The organism is Mycolicibacterium pulveris (assembly GCF_010725725.1).
Classification (GTDB): domain Bacteria; phylum Actinomycetota; class Actinomycetes; order Mycobacteriales; family Mycobacteriaceae; genus Mycobacterium; species Mycobacterium pulveris.
In genome coordinates this window covers 3,746,156-3,767,058 of sequence record NZ_AP022599.1, presented here as the reverse complement: position 1 = coordinate 3,767,058, position 20,903 = coordinate 3,746,156, and the positions used below count along the sequence as shown (strand labels likewise).

At 67.9% G+C, this 20,903-nt stretch carries 13 protein-coding genes; 7 read left to right on the top strand and 6 right to left on the bottom strand.

What is annotated here, in order from left to right; translation table 11 throughout:
• Window positions 1-33 precede the first annotated feature (33 nt).
• The gene (locus G6N28_RS18240; RefSeq protein ID WP_163902688.1) at window positions 34-1,275 is read left to right on the top strand and encodes a cytochrome P450; all 1,242 of its coding nucleotides are present in this window, start codon (window positions 34-36) and stop codon (window positions 1,273-1,275) included.
• Window positions 1,275-1,856: a TetR/AcrR family transcriptional regulator gene (locus G6N28_RS18235; protein WP_163902686.1), complete on the top strand. Its 582-nt coding sequence runs from the start codon at window positions 1,275-1,277 to the stop codon at window positions 1,854-1,856. The genes G6N28_RS18240 and G6N28_RS18235 overlap by 1 nt, the downstream gene beginning before the upstream one ends.
• A 4-nt stretch (window positions 1,857-1,860) precedes the next feature.
• Here the strand turns inward: G6N28_RS18235 and G6N28_RS18230 are convergent, their stop codons facing one another.
• From G6N28_RS18230 to G6N28_RS18220, 3 genes are read right to left on the bottom strand one after another with little or no spacing between them, the layout of a single operon-like run.
• A complete protein-coding gene (locus G6N28_RS18230) occupies window positions 1,861-2,577 on the bottom strand; it encodes a siderophore-interacting protein (RefSeq protein ID WP_163902684.1) in 717 nt (238 codons plus the stop codon).
• A 56-nt stretch (window positions 2,578-2,633) separates the two neighbouring features.
• The gene (locus tag G6N28_RS18225) at window positions 2,634-3,776 is read right to left on the bottom strand and encodes an acyltransferase family protein (protein WP_163902681.1); all 1,143 of its coding nucleotides are present in this window, start codon (window positions 3,774-3,776) and stop codon (window positions 2,634-2,636) included.
• Complete coding sequence (locus tag G6N28_RS18220) at window positions 3,773-5,476, bottom strand: DEAD/DEAH box helicase (protein ID WP_163902679.1); 1,704 nt, start codon at window positions 5,474-5,476, stop codon at window positions 3,773-3,775. The genes G6N28_RS18225 and G6N28_RS18220 overlap by 4 nt, the downstream gene beginning before the upstream one ends.
• Before the next feature lie 114 nt (window positions 5,477-5,590).
• On the opposite strand from G6N28_RS18220, the gene G6N28_RS18215 reads away from it, so the two are divergent.
• Window positions 5,591-6,148, top strand: a complete 558-nt coding sequence (locus G6N28_RS18215; RefSeq protein WP_163902676.1) for an LppP/LprE family lipoprotein — start codon at window positions 5,591-5,593, stop codon at window positions 6,146-6,148.
• Window positions 6,149-6,238: 90 nt separating this feature from the next.
• Here G6N28_RS18215 and G6N28_RS18210 read toward each other — a convergent pair whose 3' ends face one another.
• The gene (locus G6N28_RS18210; protein ID WP_163902674.1) at window positions 6,239-7,150 is read right to left on the bottom strand and encodes a hypothetical protein; all 912 of its coding nucleotides are present in this window, start codon (window positions 7,148-7,150) and stop codon (window positions 6,239-6,241) included.
• A gap of 550 nt (window positions 7,151-7,700) precedes the next feature.
• Between G6N28_RS18210 and G6N28_RS18205 the strand changes: the two genes are divergently transcribed.
• Both G6N28_RS18205 and G6N28_RS18200 read left to right on the top strand, forming a co-directional pair.
• Complete coding sequence (locus tag G6N28_RS18205; protein WP_163902672.1) at window positions 7,701-11,123, top strand: TM0106 family RecB-like putative nuclease; 3,423 nt, start codon at window positions 7,701-7,703, stop codon at window positions 11,121-11,123.
• The gene (locus G6N28_RS18200) at window positions 11,120-12,469 is read left to right on the top strand and encodes an FAD-binding oxidoreductase (RefSeq protein WP_163902670.1); all 1,350 of its coding nucleotides are present in this window, start codon (window positions 11,120-11,122) and stop codon (window positions 12,467-12,469) included. Before G6N28_RS18205 ends, G6N28_RS18200 begins: the two co-directional genes overlap by 4 nt.
• 90 nt (window positions 12,470-12,559) lie before the next feature.
• Here G6N28_RS18200 and G6N28_RS18195 read toward each other — a convergent pair whose 3' ends face one another.
• Both G6N28_RS18195 and G6N28_RS18190 read right to left on the bottom strand, forming a co-directional pair.
• Window positions 12,560-14,638 (bottom strand): MFS transporter, encoded by a 2,079-nt coding sequence (locus G6N28_RS18195; protein ID WP_179962111.1) that lies wholly within the window; start codon window positions 14,636-14,638, stop codon window positions 12,560-12,562.
• Between the two features lie 87 nt (window positions 14,639-14,725).
• Window positions 14,726-16,033, bottom strand: coding sequence for a multidrug effflux MFS transporter (locus G6N28_RS18190; protein WP_163902668.1), 1,308 nt, complete (start codon window positions 16,031-16,033; stop codon window positions 14,726-14,728).
• Between the two features lie 172 nt (window positions 16,034-16,205).
• Here G6N28_RS18190 and G6N28_RS18185 point away from each other — a divergent pair, with 172 nt between their 5' ends.
• Window positions 16,206-16,955, top strand: coding sequence for a hypothetical protein (locus tag G6N28_RS18185; RefSeq protein WP_163902666.1), 750 nt, complete (start codon window positions 16,206-16,208; stop codon window positions 16,953-16,955).
• A 215-nt stretch (window positions 16,956-17,170) separates the two neighbouring features.
• Complete coding sequence (locus G6N28_RS18180; RefSeq protein WP_235674778.1) at window positions 17,171-20,881, top strand: multifunctional oxoglutarate decarboxylase/oxoglutarate dehydrogenase thiamine pyrophosphate-binding subunit/dihydrolipoyllysine-residue succinyltransferase subunit; 3,711 nt, start codon at window positions 17,171-17,173, stop codon at window positions 20,879-20,881.
• Window positions 20,882-20,903: the final 22 nt, after the last annotated feature.

Genomic DNA, 20,903 nt, shown 5'->3' with positions numbered 1-20,903 from the left:
ACACAGTCCTGGGTCATGTCATACGAATGAGACATGACAGCGACTCTGTCTCACAATTCGCCGGTCCGCTTTCAACTTCGGGATGCCGACACCTGGGCGTCTCCGTGGGAGGAGTACAAGGCGTTGCGGGACCACGATCCCGTGCACCACGTCGTCCCCGAGGGCAGACCCAATCACGATTACTACGTGCTGTCCCGGCACGCCGACATCTGGGCGGCCGCGCGCGACCACGAGACGTTCTCGTCCGCGCAGGGGCTGACGGTCAACTACGGCGAGCTCGAGCTCATCGGGCTGGCCGACAATCCGCCGATGGTGATGCAGGACCCGCCCGAGCACACCGAGTTCCGCAAGCTGGTGGCGCGCGGATTCACGCCGCGCCAAGTCGAGGCGGTCGAGCCCAAGGTGCGCGAGTTCGTCGTCGAACGAATCGAACGCATTCGGCGAAACGGCGGCGGGGACATCGTCGCCGAGCTGTTCAAACCGCTGCCGTCGATGGTCGTCGCGCACTACCTCGGGGTGCCCGAGGCAGACCGCAACAAGTTCGACGGCTGGACCGACGCCATCGTGGCCGCGAGCACCGCCAGCGGCGGGGTCGCGGGGGCGTTGGGCACCGCCGGGGACGCGCTCGGCGAGATGATGGCGTACTTCACCGCGCTGATCGAACGCCGCCGCGTCGAACCCGAAGACGACACCGTCTCACACCTGGTCTCCGCGGGAGTCGGCGCCGACGGTGACATCTCCGGCGTGCTGTCGATCCTGGCGTTCACGTTCACGATGGTCACCGGGGGCAACGACACCACCACCGGCATGCTCGGCGGCTCGGTCCAGCTGCTGCATCAGCGCCCCGACCAACGCCGGCTGCTGGTCGAAAACCCCGAACTGATACCGGTTTCCATCGACGAGTTCCTGCGGCTGACCTCCCCGGTGCAGATGCTGGGCCGCACAGTCACCCGCGACGTCACGATCCGCGACACCACAGTTCCCGAAGGCCGGCGGGTGATGTTCTTGTACGCGTCGGCCAACCGCGACGAACGGCAGTACGGCGACGACGCCGCCGAGCTCGACGTCACCCGCAGGCCGAGCAGCATCCTGACCTTCAGCCACGGCGCGCACCACTGCCTGGGCGCCGCCGCGGCCCGGATGCAGTCGCGCGTCGCGCTCACCGAGCTGCTGGCCCGGATCCCCGAGTTCGAGGTCGACGAAGACGGAATCGTTTGGGCCGGAGGAAGTTACGTGCGACGGCCGCTGTCCGTCCCGTTCAAGGTGACCCGCTGATGGCGGGTGATTGGCTGGCTGCGCGACGCACGGAGGTCGCGGCGGACCGGATCCTGGACGCGGCGGGCGAGCTGTTCGCGCAGAAAGAGGCCGCCGCCGTGGGGATGCATGAAATCGCCTCGGCGGCAGGGTGTTCGCGCGCGACGCTGTATCGGTACTTCGACAGCCGCGACGCGCTCTACACCGCGTATGTACACCGGGAGGCCTACCGGCTCTACCGCGAGATGACCGATCAGGTCGCCTCGGTGGCAGACCCGCGCGAACGCCTCATCGAAGGCATGATGGCGTCACTGCGCAATGTGCGTGAAAGTCCCGCGCTGGCATCGTGGTTCGCCAAGACACAGCGGCCGATCGGCGCCGACATGGCCGAGCAGTCAGAGGTCATCAGGGCGCTGACCGAGGCGTTCGTCATCTCGCTGGCGCCCGACGAGCCCGACGTGGTGGCGCACCGCGCGCGCTGGCTGGTGCGGGTGATGACGTCACTGCTGGTGTTCCCGGGTCACGACGAGGCCGACGAGCGCTCGATGCTCGAAGAGTTCGTCATGCCGATCATGGTGCCGAGCTCTTCGGCCACCCAGTAGCGCGTCAGGCCACCCAGTACGCCTGCGCCTTGATGGACTTCTTGGGGATCTTGTAGTCCTCGCGGAACACCTTGGCGACCGCGCGGGTGGTGCGGTTGTCGCAGGCCACCCAACCGAAGTGATCGGAGGCGTCGAACGCCGCTGAGCTGACGGCCTGCACCAACGCTTCGCCGGCGTTCTTGCGGTCCACCCACACCACATCGGCGCTGCGCGCCACGGGCAACTGCTTGTCGTCGTCGTGGCTGGCCTCGAGGTACACCCGCGCCGGGGTGTCGCCGATCGCCTGGAGCAGCGAGTTGATCGCCGGCAACGACGCCGTGTCCCCGACGATGACATAGCCCGCCGGTTGGGGCTCGGGCAGCGTGAAGTTGCTGCCGAGGACCGTGACCTCGATGGTGTCGCCGGGCTGCGCGTTCTGCGCCCACTGCGAGGCGATGCCGTCGTGCAGCGCGAACTCGATGTCGACGGTATCGGCTTCCGGATTGGGGTTGACCAGCGTGAAACCGCGCTGGTGCTGCTTCTCGCCGTCGGCGAACCACATCCGGATCCACATCGTCGGATGCAGCGGCCGGTCGGCGAGCATGCCGCCGGCGGAGAAGCTCAGCCGCAGGTAGTGCTGGGTGACCTCGCGCCGGCCGAGGACGGTCAGTTGGTAATCGCCCGCACGCAGCAGCTTGAGAACCGCGCCCTGGAACCCGCGCGTCGGCTTCTTGTCGGACATATGCAACAGCCCCTCAATGGATCGATTTCTTAGGGCAGCTTAACCTAAGAACTAGGCTACCCGTCTCGTACGCGAGTGAACCGATGCAACAGCCAGGCCAGCGGCACCGTGACCACGAACGTGATCACGAACAGCCAGAAAACGGAGCCGGTGTAGATCGGGTAGCGCACGATCTCCACCATCACCAGCTCCATGGTGATCAGGTGGATGAGGAAGATCTCGTAGGAGATCTCGCCGAGGAACACCATCGGCCGGCTGGCAAGCAGCCTCGAATACAGTCCGCGGTCCCCCAACGCCAGCGGCGCCACCACCAGCGTGGCGATCACCGCATAGAACGCCGTCTTGGCCAGCGCCTCACGTAACTCGGTCGGTGAGGTGGTGGGCTCCCCGGCGATCGGCGTCGACGCGATGAGGTAGCAGATCACGGCCAGCGGAATACACGCCAACGCGTACGCCCGCACAGCGAGCGGCTGCAACGCCGCCAAGACCATGCCGCCGACGAACCACGCCAGATACGTCGGCAACCACAGCTTGGCTCCGTCGGGCAGGAAGTGGGTGGTGTGCACCAGCACCAGCCATGCCGGCGAGATCAACGCCAGCCCGCCCAGGCCGGTCAACAGCAGCCCGGGCCGCCATCGACGTCGGCACAACACTGCCAGCAGCAGGACGGCCAGCAGCGGAAGCACAGCGTAGAACGCCACCTCGACGGCCAAGCTCCACATCTGCGTAAGACCTTGGTGCAGAAACGAATACAGATAATTGTCGGTGTAGATCTGGGTGAGCGTCAGGTTACGAAACAGCCCTTCCCAGGTATGACCGGGATTGGGCCCGGCGGTGCGGAAGTGATAGACGAGGTAGGCCGCCAGCACCGTGACGATGTAGGCGGGCATGATGCGGCGAACCCGGCGCCAGGCGTAGCGTCGGACCGACGGCCCCGGCCGGTCCGACGCGGCGGCCTTCACCCACGGCCCGAACAACAGGAATCCGCTGAGCACGAAGAAGATCGGCACGCCGATCTCCATGCGCGAATACACCAGGCCGACGTAACCCTGCGGATATTTGCCCGTCGTGTAGGCAGCGTGGGTGAGCATCACCAACAGCGCAGCGACGGCCCGGATGCCGGTGAGCGAGGCGACCCGTTCCGGCCTGCTGACGGACTCCAGGCCGCCTTGCGCGTCCAGACCGCGGGACAGTGTCATTTCGATTTGCGGTTGGGTTTGCCGCCCTTGCGTGGCGGACGGTCGGGTTGCAGGTTGATCAGTATGCCTTGAATGCGGGTGCGCTCCAAGGCTTTCACCGTTTCCCGGGGCAGCTTGGCAGGCAGCTCCACCAGCGAATGATCGAGCCGGATCGAGATGTGCCCGAAATCGCTGCGGTGCAGACCGCCCTCGTTGGCGATGGCGCCGACGATCGCACCCGGGCTCACCTTGTGCCGCTTACCCACCGCGATGCGATACGTCGCGAAGTCCTGCCCGGACCGGCGGGGGCGCTTCGGGCCGCGGTCGGGGCGTTCCGGACGGTCGTCGCGTCGGCGCTTCTCCGGCGGCGGTTCCGACATCAGGAACTGCTCGCCGTCGCGCGACTGCGCCGCGAGGGCAGCGGCGATGTCGACCATCGGAACGTTGTTCTCACGTTCGTAGTCCTCGATCATGCTGCGGAACAGGTCGACTCCGGGGGCATTGAGCGCGTCGGTGATCGAATCGCGGAACTTGGCGACCCGCTGCGCGTTGACGTCCTCGACCGTCGGGAGGTCGATTTCGACGAGCTTGGAGCGAGTGGCCTTCTCGATGGCCTTGAGCAGGTGGCGTTCTCGGGGCGTGACGAACAACAGCGCTGTGCCCGACCGGCCCGCCCGCCCAGTGCGCCCGATGCGGTGCACGTATGACTCGGTGTCGTGCGGGATGTCGTAGTTCAGGACGTGTGAGATCCGGTCGACGTCGAGCCCGCGCGCGGCCACATCGGTGGCGACGAGGATGTCGATGCTGCCGTCCTTCAGCGCGGCGATCGTTCGCTCACGCTGCGCCTGCGGGATGTCGCCGTTGATGGCGGCCGCGGAAAATCCTCGCGCCCTGAGCCTTTCGGCCACCTCCTCGGTGGCCTGCTTGGTGCGGACGAACACGATCATCGCGTCGCCCTGTTCCACCTCGAGCACCCGCGTGAGCGCATCCATCTTGCGGTGCCCGGCGACCTGGATGTAGCGCTGCAAAATGTTTTCCGCGGTGGCTGTTTTCGCCTTGACCGTGACCTCGACCGGGTCGTGCAGGTACTTCGTGGTGATCTTGCGGATCGCGGGTGGCATCGTCGCCGAGAACAGCGCCACCTGCTTGTACTCCGGGGTGTCGGCGAGGATGCGCTCGACGTCCTCGGCGAAGCCCATCTGCAGCATTTCGTCGGCCTCGTCGAGCACCAGGTAGTCCAGCGTCGAGAGGTCGAGGCGACCCTTCTCCAGGTGATCGATCACCCGGCCAGGGGTGCCGACGACGATCTGCGCGCCGCGCTTGAGCCCGGCCAACTGCGGACCGTAGGAGGAGCCACCGTAGATGGGCAGCACGTTGACCTGGGGTAGGTGCGCGCCGTAGCGGCCGAACGCCTCGGCCACCTGCAGCGCCAATTCGCGGGTCGGAGCCAGCACCAGCGCCTGGGTGGCGCGGCTGTCGGGGTCGATCTTCGACAGGATCGGGATCGCGAACGCGGCCGTCTTGCCGGTGCCGGTCTGGGCCAGCCCGACCACGTCGGAGCCCGCCATCATCGCCGGGATGGTGGCGGCCTGCACGGCCGACGGCGTCTCGTATCCGACGTCGGCGACAGCCTGCAGCACCAGTGGGTGAATCTGCAGGTCAGAAAATGTTGGATCGGAAGTCGGAGGGGCCTGGTCTGGGTCCGACTCGAAGGACGTCATCGTCTAGCGATTCTAATGCCCGTACGCAGGTCACTCGGTCCGCGTCGCAGCGGTCACGTCCGGCAGCGGTGTGTCGCCGCGATCTGCCCGCCGCGATTTGCGAGGGTGGGTTAGGTGAAGTGCACGGTTCGGTTCTGCAGTCTCCTCGCGGTAGCGGCAGCTGTCCTTGCCGGCTGTGGGTCGGGCGACTCCACCGTCTCCAAGACGCCGGGCCCGACGGCGTCGCCTCCCTCGGCAGCGGCGGCGCCGTCGTCGCTGCCCCCGGTGGCACCGAGCACGACGGCGGCCGCGGACCCCTGCGAGGTCAACCTCGCCGCGCCCGAGATCGCCAGGGCGGTCTCGGAGCTGCCTCGCGATCCGCGCAGCAACCAGGCGTGGAGCCCCGAGCCGCTGGCGGGCAACTACAACGAATGCGCGCCGCTGTCGGTGGTGATCGTGAAGGCCAACACCAACGCCGAGAACCCCAACACCCGCGCGGTGATGTTTCACCACGGCAAGTTCATTCCCGACGGGGTGCCCGACACCTACGGGTTCAACGGCATCGATGCGACCGCCAGCACCGGTGACACCGTCGCGCTGCGCTACTCCAACGGCGTGCCCGGCTTGGACAGCGTGGTGAAGTTCCGGTGGAACGGCAACGGCGTGGAGCTGATCGGCAACACCCCGGGCTGATCGGGCTTCTTCACCCGCCGAGATCGACGAACGTGGGTTACCCGCACGCCTTGAGCGCGTTGGGCGTGTCGCGAGCCCACACTCGCCCGCCTAACGGTCTAGCCAGGAGATGCGTGCGTCGAGCCGGATCCGGTCCGCATCCGGCCAGCCCCGCGCCTTCATCGCGTCGCGCACGCGGGCGAGAAAGACATGCGGTCGATACCGCAGCAGATCTCGGCTCACGCGGATGATGAGCCAGCCCTCGGCGGCAAGGTTAGCCAGGCGATCGATGTCGTACGCGTGTTGCTCGGGGTCGTCCCAGTGTTGGGCTCCGTCGTATTCGGCGCCGACCTGAAATTCCTCCCACCCCATGTCGACGCGGGCAACGAACGAACCGGACTCATCGATGACGGCCATCTGCGTCTGCGGTCGCGGAAACCCGGCAGCGGTCAGCAGCAGGCGGGTCCGCGTTTCCTGCGGTGACTCAGAACCGCTGTCCATCAACTCCAACACGCGCCGCAACTGCACGATGCCGCGGGCCCCACGACGGATATCGGCCAGGCGCTCGACGTCGACGGCCTTGAGACCGGTGGCGTTGGCCAGCGCGTCGATTCGGATGGTCGCGCTCTCGAGTCCAGGTCTGCGCCCGAGGTCGAATGCCGTCCGCGCCGGTGTCGTCACCGGCATTCGTCCCACGATGACGAACTCGTCGTCGCGCAACTTGTTGCGGTGGATCAGAATCCCCTCGACCGGGCAGGCCTCACGACGGATCAACTCCGCCGGCAGCTTTTCGTCGATCCAGCGCGATCCGTAGAGCGCTGAAGCGGACATCCCGGCGAGGGTGGCGTTGCGGTTGGACCACAGCCACGCGGCGACCGCGCGCCGCTCGGGCGTCAGCTCGACCGCCTTCGGCAAGTAGACGTTGCGATAGATCATCTGATGGCGGCTGACCAAGGTCCGCCTGGTCGCAGTTCCGGCCGCCACCGCTTCCGTGCCGATGAACGGCATCGATTCCGTGTTCATGGGGTCACCGTCGGCGGCGGGTCTCACACGATCGGCCGGTGCGCCGGCGACGACGGCCACGGCTGTGGATGGATGCGGCGTTGGGGATCGACGAGTGTGGGCTCGCGACACGCCCATGGCGCTCAAGGCGTGCGGGTAACCCACGTTCGCGCCAGGAGATGGATGCGGCGTTGGGGATCGACGAATGTGGGCTCGCGACACGCCCAACGCGCTCAAGGCGTGCGGGTAACCCACGTTCGCGCCAGGAGATGGATGCGGCGTTGGGGATCGACGAGTGTGGGCTCGCGACACACCCAACGCGCTCAAGGCGTGCGGGTAACCCACGTTCGCGCCAGCAGGTGGATGCGGCGTTGGGGATCGACGAGTGTGGGCTCGCGACACACCCAACGCGCTCAAGGCGTGCGGGTAACCCACGTTCGCGCCAGGAGGTGCTGTCGGCGTTGGGGATCGACGAGTGTGGGCTCGCGACACGCCCAACGCGCTCAAGGCGTGCGGGTAACCCACGTTCGCGCCAGGAGGTGGTGTCGGGCGGCTCGCTTACAGTGGCAGCGTGTTCGTCACCGACGACCGCGTCATCTACAGCGCCTCGGACCTCGCGGCGGCCGCGCGCTGCGAGTACGCGCTGCTGCGCGCGTTCGACGAAAAGCTGGGCCGCGGTCCTGCCGTGGCGGTCGAAGACGAACTATTGGCCCGCACCGCCGAGCTCGGCGACCAGCACGAGCAACGCCATCTCGACGAGCTGCGGGGCCACGCCGACGTCGCGATCATCGACAGACCCAGCTACACCGCGGCGGGACTGACCGCGGCCGCAGAGGCCACCATGCGCGCCGTGCAGCGCCGCGCACCGGTCATCTACCAGGCCGCGATGTTCGACGGCCGGTTCGCCGGGTTCGCCGACTTCCTCATCCTCGAGGGCGACGCATACCGGCTGCGCGACACCAAGCTGGCCCGTTCGGTCAAGGTCGAGGCGCTATTGCAACTCGCCGCCTACGCCGACACGTTGGCCCGCGCCGGTGTCCCGGTGGCACCGGTCGTTGAGTTGATGCTCGGCGACGGCGCCATTGTCGAGTACCGCGTCGACGAACTGCTTCCGGTGTACGAAAGCAGGCGCGCCGCTCTGCAGCGCCTGCTCGACGAGCACCTCGTCGGCGGCGAGCCCGTCGCCTGGGACGACGAGACCGTGCGGGCGTGTTTCCGCTGCCCCGAGTGCGAGCTTCAGGTGCGGGCGCACGACGACCTGCTGCTCGTCGCGGGTATGCGGATCAGTCAGCGCGCCCGGCTCCTCGACGCGGGCATCACGACCGTCACCGAGCTCGCGCGGCACGAGGGGCCGGTGCCCGAGCTGTCGTCGCGGGCGCTGACCGCGCTGCGGGACCAGGCCCGGCTGCAGCTGATGCCGATGGTCGACGGCAAACCCGCCTACGAGGTGGTGGACCCGCAACCGCTGATGGTGCTGCCGGACGAGAACAAGGGCGATTTGTTCTTCGACTTCGAAGGCGACCCGCTGTGGACCGCCGACGGCCGCGAGTGGGGCCTGGAGTACCTGTGGGGTGTGTTGACCGTCGGGGGCGAATTCACCCCGTTCTGGGCGCACGACCGGACCAGCGAGCGCCAGGCGCTGATCGACTTCCTTGCCATGGTGCGCAAGCGGCTGCGGCGCTACCCCGGCATGCACATCTACCACTACGCGGCCTACGAGAAGAGCACCCTGCTGCGTCTGGCCGGGCGCTACGGCGTGGGCGAGAACGATGTCGACGAACTGCTGCGCAACGGTGTGCTTGTCGACCTGTATCCGTTGGTGCGCAAGAGCATTCGCGTCGGAACGGAAAACTACAGCATCAAGTCGCTGGAGCCGCTGTACATGGGCAAGGAGCTACGCAGCGGCGAGGTGACCACGGCCGCGGACTCCATCACCCAGTACGCGCGCTACTGCGCGCTGCGCGACGAGGGACACACCGCCGAAGCCGCCGCCGTGCTCAAGCAGATCGAGGATTACAACCTCTACGACTGCCGCTCGACGCGCCGGTTGCGCGAGTGGCTGATGGCCCGCGCCATCGAGACCGGGGTGCCCGTGCGCGGACCGCAGCCGGTGCGCGACGACGAAACGGCCATCGAGATCGGCGACGACCTCGAACGCCGACTGCTCAAGTTCGCCGGCGACGGTGTCGAAGGGCGCACGCCGGAGCAGGCCGCGGTCGCGATGTTCGCCGCCGCCCGCGGATATCACCGCCGCGAGCACAAGCCGTTCTGGTGGAGCCACTTCGACCGGGTCAACAATCCCGTCGACGAGTGGGCCGACGACGGCGACGTGTTCATCGCCGACCGGGTGGAGATCGAACACGACTGGCATCGGCCGCCGAAAGCGCGCAAACCACAGCGGCATCTACGGCTTTACGGCGAGCTCGCCAACGGCGAACTGGCTCGCGACATGTACGCGCTCTACGACCCGCCCGCCCCCGAGGGGCTCACCGACGATCCGGACCGCCGTGGGTTCGGCGCCGTCACGATTACCGGATGCAACGACCCGGAGGTGCCGACCGAAGTCGTCGTCGTCGAGAAGCAGCCGAAGAACGGCGATGTGTTCGATCGGCTGCCGTTCGCGCTGACTCCGGGTCCGCCGATCAACACCAAACCGCTGGAGGAGTCGATCGAGGAAACCGCGGCCGCGGTGGCCGCCGGGCTGCCGATGCTGCCGCGCGACGCCCTCACCGACATCCTGCTGCGGCGCACCCCACGCACCCGCAGCGGCAACCCGCTGCCGCACGGCGGCGCGATCGCAGACGACATCACCGCGGCGCTGCTCGACCTGGACGCCTCCTACCTCGCCGTGCACGGGCCGCCCGGCACCGGCAAGACGTACACGTCGGCGCGGGTGATCGAACGACTCGTCAATGCCCACGGCTGGCGCATCGGCGTGGTGGCCCAGTCACACGCGGTGGTGGAGAACCTTTTCGCCGACGTGCTGGAGGCGGGTGTCGACGGCGCACACGTCGCCAAGAAGCTCAACACCGTCAACTGCGGCTGGACCGAGCTGACCAACCCCGAGTTCGCCACGTTCATCGACGAGCACACCACCCGCGGCGTCGGCTGCGTCGTCGGCGGCACCGGCTGGGACTTCGCGAACGCCACCAAGATTCCGCGTCGGTCGCTGCACCTGCTCGTGATCGAGGAGGCCGGCCAGTACAGCCTGGCCAACACCATCGCCGTCGCACCGGCGGCGAGCAACCTGATGCTGCTCGGTGATCCGCAGCAGCTCCCGCAGGTCAGCCAGGGTACCCACCCCGAACCCGTCGACCGGTCCGCGCTGGGCTGGCTGGTCGACGGAAGGCACACGCTGCCAAGCGAACTCGGCTACTTCTTGGACCGCTCCTTCCGGATGCACCCGGCGGTGTGCTCGGCGGTGTCGCGGTTGTCCTATGACAACAGGTTGCAGTCGTTCGACGAGGTCACCACGGCGCGTGTGCTCGACGGGCACGCCCCAGGGCTGCGGGTGCTCACCGTCGACCACGACGGCAACTCGACCGAGAGCCCCGAAGAGGCCGACGCGATCGTCGCCGAGATCGGCCGCTTGCTGGGCACTCCGTGGACCGACAGGGACCGCCCCCCGGAACCGCTGGCCCAGCGCCACGTGCTCGTCGTCACGCCGTACAACGCGCAGGTGGTGACGCTGCGCCGCCGACTCGACGCCGCGGGTTACCCCGATATCGAGGTCGGCACCGTCGACAAGTTCCAGGGACGCCAGGCTCCGATGGTGTTCGTATCGATGGCCGCGTCCTCGGCCGACGACGCGCCGCGGGGAATCGCGTTTCTGCTCAACCGAAATCGCCTCAACGTCGCGGTGAGCCGGGCCCAGTACCTTTGTGTGATCGTGCGCTCGCCGCTGCTGACCGACTACCTGCCGACGACGCCGGACCGGCTGGTGGAGTTGGGCGCGTTCCTGTCGCTGGCGCCGTGTGATACACCCGATCGGTGAGTTTGTCCGAGCAGCTCTCCGGGATCGTCGGGACCGCCCACGTCAGCACCGACCCCGACGTGTTGGCCGGGCGCAGCGTCGACCACACCGGGCGCTACCGGGGCGACGCGGTCGCGCTGGTGCGGCCGGGCAGCGCCGACGAAGTCGCCGCGGTGCTACGAACCTGCCGCGACGCAGGCGTCTGTGTCACGGTGCAGGGCGGCCGGACGTCGCTGGTGGCCGGCACGGTGCCCGAGAACGACGACGTGCTGCTGTCGACCGAACGGCTGCGTGACATCGGCGAAGTCGACGTCGTCGAGCGGCGGATCACCGTCGGGGCCGGGGTGACGCTCGCCGAGGTGCAGCGCGCAGCGGCCGCGGCGGGCCTGGTGTTCGGCGTCGACCTGGCCGCCAGGGACACCGCGACCGTCGGCGGCATGGCGTCGACGAACGCCGGCGGGCTGCGCACCGTGCGCTACGGCAACATGGGTGAACAGGTCATCGGGTTGGACGTGGCGCTGCCCGACGGCACGGTGCTGCACCGGCACAGCCGGGTGCGCATGGACAACACCGGATACGACCTCGCGTCGCTGTTCGTCGGCGCCGAGGGCACGCTTGGCGTGATCACCGGGCTGGATCTGCGGCTGCATCCCGCGCCGCCGCATCGGGTGACCGCGATCTGCGGGTTCGCCGAGCTGGACGCGCTCATCGAAACCGGCCGCTTCTTCCGCGATCTGGACGGCATCGCGGCGCTGGAGTTGATCGACGCGCGCGCGAGCGCGCTGACCGCCGAGCACGTCGGTGTGCCCGCACCCGTCGACGGCGCGTGGCAGCTGCTGATCGAACTGGCCGGCGACACCGACCAGACCGAGCGGCTGGCCGACGCGCTTGACGGCGCCCGGCTGTCCGGCGAACCGGCGGTCGGCGTCGACATGTCCGCACAGCAGCGGTTGTGGCAGGTGCGCGAAGCGGTCGCCGAGGTGCTCGGCGTGTATGGTCCTCCGCTCAAGTTCGATGTTTCCCTGCCGCTTTCGGGTATCTCGAAGTTCGCCCGGGACGCGACGCGGCTGGTTGCCGAGCACGCGCCAGAGGCCATTCCCGTGTTGTTCGGCCATATCGGCGAAGGCAACCTGCACCTGAACGTGTTGCGGTGCGGGCCCGACGCCGAGCGCGGGCTGTACGCGCCGATGATGGAGTTGATCGCGCGGCTGGGCGGCAACGTCAGCTCCGAGCACGGGGTGGGCACCCGCAAGCGCGATTACCTTGCCATGTCGCGCACCGACGCCGACATCGCGGCCATGCGGACGGTCAAGTCCGCGTTCGACCCGACCGGATTCCTCAACCCCGCGGTGCTGTTCGGCGGGTAACGCGTCGGGGTCCACCGCGACTGTGCAGGTTCATCCGCCCGTCGCGGCGTGTCGCGTATGACACCGCACGATCGGTGCGTATCGCCAAGCTCAGTCGCTCCACGGCAGCGAGTGCCTGCCGTGGCGCGGCCGGTCGTCGGGGTCGTCGTCGCGGGCGTGTCGACCGTGCGCCTGAAACCAGAACTGCCGCGACTCGTGCGCCTCGTCCGAGCGGTGATGGCGGGCCGGCCGGTAATGATGCTCGGTCGGCAGGTCGTAGGCCTCGGCGAAGGGTGACCGCGGCTCGGCGAGCGGCCTGCGCCCCGTCGGCCGGAACCGCTGCTCGCCATCGACGTGAAACCCATTGTGCGCGAAGCCGATCGGCTCCGGCTTATCCGATGTCGACGGTATCGCAGGGGCGTCTTCGAGCAGCTGGTCGAGGATGGTGCGCCAGGGCTCGTCCTCCTCGGTTTCACCCGGCTGTTCGTGCTGCCAATGCGACGACGTGCCTCGCGTCGGGATGGGATCGGTCGGTGGGTCGGTGTCGCCGGGCGGCGCCGGGCCCGGGTCGGGCTCGTCCCACGACACCGTGTACTCGAGATAGTCATCGTCGTCGTCGACGAACGTCTCGTCCCCGCCGTAGTCGACGGCCAGAGCGGCGTTGCGATCGGGATCGTCGGGCTCGCGCGGGTCGCGTTCGAAGCCGACCAGGAACAGCGCCAACACCACCCCGATCAACGCGACGAACGCGGGCAACAACATGGCCTGCGACATCGCCGCGGCGAACGGCGCATGAAGGAAGCCCGGCAGTTGCATGACACCGCCCGACGTCCGGGTGGCCTCGTCGGCCGCCGGCGGCATCACCGCACCGATCCGCCACGTCATGAACGCCGCTATCCCGGCGCTGCCCAACACCGACCCGACCTGGCGCGTGGCGTTGTAGACACCTGAGCCCGCACCGGCGCGGTCGATCGCCAGGTTGCGGGTGGCGGTCGCGGCCAGCGGTGACCAGATGAACGCCATCCCGACGCCGGTCACCGTCAACGGCACCGCGATCCGCCAGATCGGCGTCGTCGGTGTCATCTCGATCGACAGCCACGTCATCGAACTGGCCAGCACCGAAAAGCCGAATCCCACCACCGGCCGCGGATGCGAACGGTCGACGATCTTGCCGACAAACGGCGCCAGCACACCGCTGACGATCGCCATCGGCGCCATCAGCAGCCCCGAGCGGGTCGGCGAAAGCCCGCACACCGCTTGGGCGTAGAACATGATCGGCACCATCATGCCGGTCACCACAAACCCGATCGTGGCGACGCCGAGGTTGGACAGGTAGAAGTCGCGGTCGCGGAAGATCTCCAGCGGGATCAGCGGTTCGTTGGGGTTGACCGACTGCCAGATCAAGAACGCGGCCATCAAGCCGATGCCGCCGGCGATGGTCCCCCACACCCACGGCGCCCACCCGCTCGACTGCCCTTCCTGCAGCGCATAAACGATCATGAACATGCCGATGCCGGACAGCAGCACGCCGGGCAGGTCGAAGGGTTGCTTCCGCGTGGGCATTTCGGGTACCAGCCGGGCGGCCAGCGCCACGCCGAGCACACCGACGGGCACGTTGACGAAGAAAATCCATTGCCAGCCAAGGCCGTCCACCAGGAAGCCACCGGCCAGCGGGCCGACCAACGTCGCGACGCCCGCGGTCGCGCCCCACACACCCATCGCGACGCCGCGACGATCCGCCGGGAAGATGCGCGTGATCGTCGACAGCGTCTGCGGCGTCAACAACGATGCGCCCACCCCCTGCAGCACCCGGGCGCCGATGAGCATGCCGATGGTGTCGGACAGGCCGCACCACAGCGATGCGGCGGTGAACACCGTCAACCCGATCAGATAGGTGTTCTTCGGGCCGAACCGGTCGCCGAGCCGCCCGGCCACCAACAGCGGCACCGCGTACGCCAGCAGGTAGGCGCTGGTCACCCAGATGACGGCGTCGTAGCTGGCCCCCAGCTGATCCATCAGGGACGGATTGGCGACCGCCACGATGGTCGCGTCGACCAAGATCATGAAGAAGCCGACCATCATCGCCGCCAGCGCACTCCAGGCGTTTCCGGAGTCGGCGGGTTCCAGCGGGGCGCTGAGTCCGAGCCGCGAGGCGCGCCCGGTCGGGCGAGGGGTCAAATGTGAGGACATCTCAAGTCGACTTGGGTCTGATGACGGTTCAGCCGACGCTACGGAGCTTGGGTGGCCCCGACAAGTCGGGGTCCACGCTCAACAGGGTCAGGCGAGTTCCGGCACGGCGTCGCCGATGACGCCGTCCGCACGTTCGATCGCCGACCCTTCGGCTGCGTGGTGAGATCCGCCGCGCAGCGCCGGAGCCAGCGCGAACAACGCGACCACCATACCCACCGTCATGACGACCGACAGGGCGATCTCGTTGTTGCCGAGGATGCCGACCAACGGCGCGACCGCCGCACCAGTCCCGAACTGCGCCGCGCCCAGCAGCGCCGCCGCGGTGCCTGAGGCTTCCGGATGCCGCGACAACGCGACCGCGGGCGCATTCGGCAGCACCAGCCCCATGGCGGCCAGGATCGCCCACACCGGAACCAGGAACCCGAACAACCCGCCGGCGTCGGCGACCGCCAACCCGATGAACACCACACCGGCCGCCGCGGCGGCCACCAGCGCCCACAGCATGATGGTGCGTGGAGCGAACCGGCGCAGCAGCACGACGTTGAACTGCGTCGCGCCGACCAGCGCGATGGCGCCCGCGGCGAACACCAGCGCGAACACCTGCTGATCGAGGCCGTAGCGACCCTGCAGCACGAACGACGCGCCCGCGATATAGGCGAACAGGCCCGACATGCTCATCGCGGCGACCAACACCAGGCCCATGAAGCGCATGTCACGCAGCAACTGGCGGTAGGTGACGGCGATGCCGTGCACGTTCAGCGGCCGACGATGCGCGACGGGCAACGTCTCGGGCAGCGCGAACGCCGCGACCACAAGCAGTGCGCCCGCCATCACCACCAGCGCGGCGAACACCCAGTGCCACGAGGCCTTCAACAGCACCGCGGCGCCCAACGACGGAGCCAGCACGGGAGCGACACCGAGCACCAGGATCAACCGCGACATCACGGTGGCCGCCGCCGACTCGGTGAACAGGTCCCCGACCACCGCCACGGCCACCACCGCGGCCGCCGCGGCGCCCATCCCCTGCAGCCCGCGGGCCAGCCCCAAGACCGTGATGTTGGGGGCGAGCAGGCACAGCAGCGACGCCACCATGTGCAACGCGATGCCGGCCATCAGCGGGCGGCGCCGGCCCAGCGAGTCCGACAGCGGACCCACGACCAGCTGGCCCAGCGCCAGCCCGGCCAGCGTTCCGGTAAGGGTGAGCTGCGCGACCGACGACGACACCCCGAGCTGCTCGCCGATGTCGGGCAGCGCCGGCAGGTACATGTCGATGGTGAGCGGGCCGAGCGCCACCATGACGCCCAGCACGAGGATCATCCGGAGGCGACTCGGCAGCTCGACGCCCGCAGTCCGGGAGTCCGCTCGCGTCAGGTCCACAGCCGGAGATGTTGCCATGAAAATGGTTAGCGTCGCTTCTCATTATTTTCTTCCCGATCGGGCACACAGTGAGTGCAATCACGGCGGGCACCCGGACGCGGCTTTGTTCGTTTGGGTTCGTTGGGGTTCGTTGGGACAAACGGAACAAACGGATAGCCTGAAATGAGCCGTTCGGACAGGGAGGCCGCCCATGAGTGCCCGGTCAAGGGCCAAGAAACAGCTGCCCGATGCCAACGGCAGCCCCGAGGAACCCGGCGCCGCCGCCAAGGTGCTGTCCGGGATCATCGAACGTGGTTCGCGCGTGCAGGCGCCTGCGGTCAAGGCCTACGTCGACCGTGTCCGCGACCGCAACCTGGATGCGACGCCGGCCGAGATCATCAAAAAGCTTGAGACGCAGTATCTGGCCGCGGTGGTGGCCAGCGGTGCGGCCGTCGGCTCCGCGGCCGCGGTGCCCGGCATCGGCACGTTGACCGCGCTGTCGGCGGTCGCCGGTGAGACCGTCGTGTTCCTGGAGGCGACGGCGCTCTACGTGCTTGCCGTCGCGGAGGTGCACGGCATTCCGGCCGAGCACCGCGAACGCCGCCGGGCCATGGTGCTCGGCGTCCTGGTCGGCGACGACGGCAAGGCGGCGCTCGCCGATCTGATCGGGACGGGCCGCACCAGCGGCGCGTGGGTCGCCGACGGCGCGGCGACGCTGCCGTTGCCCGCGGTCTCCCAGTTGAACTCCCGGTTGGTGCGCTACTTCGTGAAGCGCTACACGCTCAAGCGCGGCGCGATGGCCTTCGGCAAGGTGCTGCCGGTGGGCATCGGCGCCGTCGTCGGCGGTGTCGGCAACCGGATGATGGGCAAGCGCATCGTCGCCAACGCGCAAAAAGCGTTCGGCGCTCCCCCATCGCGCTGGCCGTCCACGCTGCATGTGCTGCCGGCGCCGCGAAACTAGCGGTGGGAACGAGTTGCGTGGAGCACGATGGTCATAACGCCGTTGTCGTGGCTTGGCTGTTGCTTCGGCGCTAGCCTTTAGGGCGGCGGAAAGGCGGGTAACCGCAGAGAACCTGGCGAGCGTGTCAGCGCGCTTGCGTGACGCGAGAATCGAGGCGAGTAGCTACCGTGAGCTCACCTTCACCATTCGGACAGAACGAGTGGTTGGTCGAGGAGATGTATCGCAAATTCCGCGAGGATCCCTCGTCGGTAGATCCCAGTTGGCACGAATTCCTGGTCGACTACTCCCCCGAGCCAACCACCGACAGCCAGGTTTCCGAGGCCAACGGCCAGCGCGCCACCGCACCCGTTTCGCCCCCTGAACCCGCTCCCGCACCCGCCCCAAAGTCCCCGGCGGCGCAACCGTCCGAGCCCTCTGAGCCCACGGCGCCCGCGGCGAAAAAGTCTGCGCCCAAAGCATCTGAGGCCAAGGACGGCGAGCCCGCGTCGACCAAGCCCAAGGCCGAACCCAAGGCGAAGGCCGCCGCAGCGCCGTCCGACGAGCAAGAGACCCAGGTGCTGCGGGGCGCAGCCGCGGCGGTGGTCAAGAACATGGCGGCCTCGTTGGAGGTGCCGACGGCCACCAGTGTGCGGGCCATTCCCGCCAAGCTGATGATCGACAACCGCATCGTCATCAACAACCACCTCAAGCGCACTCGCGGCGGCAAGATCTCGTTCACCCACCTGATCGGTTACGCACTGGTGCAGGCGGTCAACAAGTTCCCGAACATGAACCGACACTTCGCCGAGGTCGACGGGAAACCCAATGCGGTCACGCCCGCGCACACGAACCTGGGGCTGGCGATCGACCTGCAGGGCAGGGACGGTAACCGGCAGTTGGTGGTGGCGGGGATCAAGAAGGCCGAGACGATGCGGTTCGGCCAGTTCATCGCCGCGTACGAGGACATCGTGCGTCGGGCCCGCGACGGCAAGCTGACCGCCGAAGACTTTTCCGGCGTGACGATTTCGTTGACCAACCCGGGCACCATCGGCACCGTGCACTCGGTGCCGCGGCTGATGCGCGGGCAGGGCGCGATCATCGGCGTCGGCGCGATGGAGTATCCCGCGGAGTTCCAGGGCGCCAGCGAGGAACGCATCGCCGAGTTGGGCGTCGGCAAACTGGTCACGCTCAGCTCGACCTATGACCATCGCATCATCCAGGGCGCGGAGTCCGGCGACTTCCTGCGCACCATGCACGAGCTGCTGCTGTCCGACGACTTCTTCGACGAGATCTTCCGCGAGCTGGGCATCCCCTACGAGCCGGTGCGCTGGCGCACCGACAACCCCGACTCGATCGAGGACAAGAACGCCCGCGTCATCGAGCTGATCGCGGCCTACCGCAACCGCGGCCACCTGATGGCCGACATCGACCCGCTGCGGCTGGACAAGAACCGCTTCCGCAGCCACCCCGACCTCGACGTGCTGACCCACGGCCTGACGCTGTGGGACCTCGACCGCGAGTTCAAGGTCAACGGCTTCGCCGGCGCGGAACACAAGAAGCTGCGCGACGTGCTCGCGGTGCTTCGCGACGCGTACTGCCGCCACATCGGCGTGGAGTACACCCACATCCTCGAACCCGAACAGCAGCAGTGGCTGCAGGAGCGCATCGAGGGCAGGCACGACAAGCCGACAGTCGCGCAGCAGAAGTACATCCTGAGCCGGCTCAACGCGGCCGAGGCGTTCGAAACGTTCTTGCAGACGAAATACGTTGGGCAGAAGCGGTTTTCCCTGGAAGGCGCGGAGACCGTCATCCCGACCATGGATGCCGTCATCGACCAGTGCGCCGAGCACGGGCTCGACGAGGTCGTCATCGGCATGCCGCACCGCGGCCGGCTCAACGTGCTGGCCAACATCGTCGGCAAGCCGTACTCGCAGATCTTCAGCGAGTTCGAGGGCAACCTGAACCCGTCGCAGGCGCACGGTTCCGGTGACGTCAAGTACCACCTGGGCGCCAGTGGCACCTTCATTCAGATGTTCGGGGACAACGACATCGAGGTGTCGCTGGTCGCCAACCCGTCGCACCTGGAAGCCGTCGACCCGGTGCTGGAGGGTCTGGTGCGGGCCAAACAGGACCTGATCGACAAGGGTGACGGCGAGGACGGCTTCACCGTCGTCCCGCTGATGCTGCACGGCGACGCCGCGTTCGCGGGCCAGGGCGTGGTCGCCGAGACGCTGAACCTCGCGCTGCTGCGCGGCTACCGCACCGGCGGCACGATCCACATCATCGTCAACAACCAGATCGGTTTCACCACATCGCCTTCCGACGCCAAGTCGTCGGAGTACTGCACCGACGTCGCGAAGATGATCGGCGCACCGATCTTCCATGTCAACGGTGACGACCCCGAGGCCGCGGTGTGGGTGGCGCGCCTGGCGGTGGACTTCCGGCAGAAGTTCAAGAAGGACGTCGTCATCGACATGATCTGCTACCGCAGGCGCGGCCACAACGAGGGCGACGACCCGTCGATGACGCAGCCGGCGATGTACGACGCGATCGACCGTAAGCGCGGGGTGCGCAAGACCTACACCGAAGCGCTGATTGGCCGCGGCGACATCTCGCTGAAAGAAGCCGAGGACGCGCTGCGCGACTACCAGGGCCAGCTGGAGCGCGTGTTCAACGAGGTGCGCGAGCTCGAGAAACATCCGATCGCGCCCAGCGCCTCGGTGGAGGCCGACCAGATGGTGCCCGCCGGGACGCACACCGGCGTGGACAAATCGCTGTTGGCCCGCATCGGCGACGCGCACCTCGCGCTGCCGGAAGGCTTCACGGTGCATCCGCGCGTCAAGCCGGTGCTCGAGAAGCGGCGCGAGATGGCCTACGAGGGCAAGGTCGACTGGGCGTTCGCCGAACTGTTGGCGTTCGGTTCGTTCCTGGCCGAAGGCAAGCTGATCCGGTTGTCCGGGCAGGACACCCGCCGCGGCACGTTCAGCCAGCGGCACTCGGTGATCATCGACCGCAAGACCGGTGAGGAGTTCACCCCGCTGCAACTGCTGACCGTCGACGCCGACGGCAACCCGACCGGCGGCCGGTTCATGGTGTATGACTCGGCGCTGTCGGAGTTCGCGGCGGTGGGCTTCGAATACGGGTACTCGGTGGGCAATCCGGACGCGCTGGTGTTGTGGGAGGCCCAGTTCGGCGACTTCGTCAACGGCGCGCAGTCGATCATCGACGAGTTCATCAGCTCCGGTGAGGCCAAGTGGGGGCAGCGCTCCGACGTGGTGCTGCTGCTGCCGCACGGGCACGAGGGTCAGGGACCCGACCACACGTCGGGCCGCATCGAGCGGTTCCTGCAGCTGTGGGCCGAGGGCTCGATGACGATCTCGGTGCCGTCGACCCCGGCGAACTACTTCCATCTGCTGCGCAGGCACGGCCTGGACGGCATCCACCGCCCGCTGATCGTGTTCACGCCGAAGTCGATGCTGCGCAACAAGGCCGCCGTCAGCGATCTCAAGGAGTTCACCGAGGCCAAGTTCCGTTCGGTGATCGAGGAGCCCACGTTCGCCGAGGGCGACGGAGACCGCGGCAAGGTGCGCCGGATGTTGTTGTGCTGCGGCAAGCTCTACTACGAGCTGGCCGCCCGCAAGAAGAAGGACGAGCGCGACGATGTCGCGCTGGTGCGGATCGAGCAGCTCGCTCCGCTGCCGCGCAGGCGGCTCGCCGAGACCCTCGACCGGTACCCGAATGTCGAGGAATACTTCTGGGTGCAGGAGGAGCCGGCGAACCAGGGGGCGTGGCCGACGTTCGGGCTGACGTTGCCCGAGGTGTTGCCGGACAAGCTCGGCGGCATCAAGCGCATCTCGCGGCGGGCGATGTCGGCGCCGTCGTCGGGCTCGTCGAAGGTGCACGCGGTCGAACAGCAGGAAATCATCGACGAAGCCTTCGAACCCTAGGGGTTAACGGGTTGATTGCGTG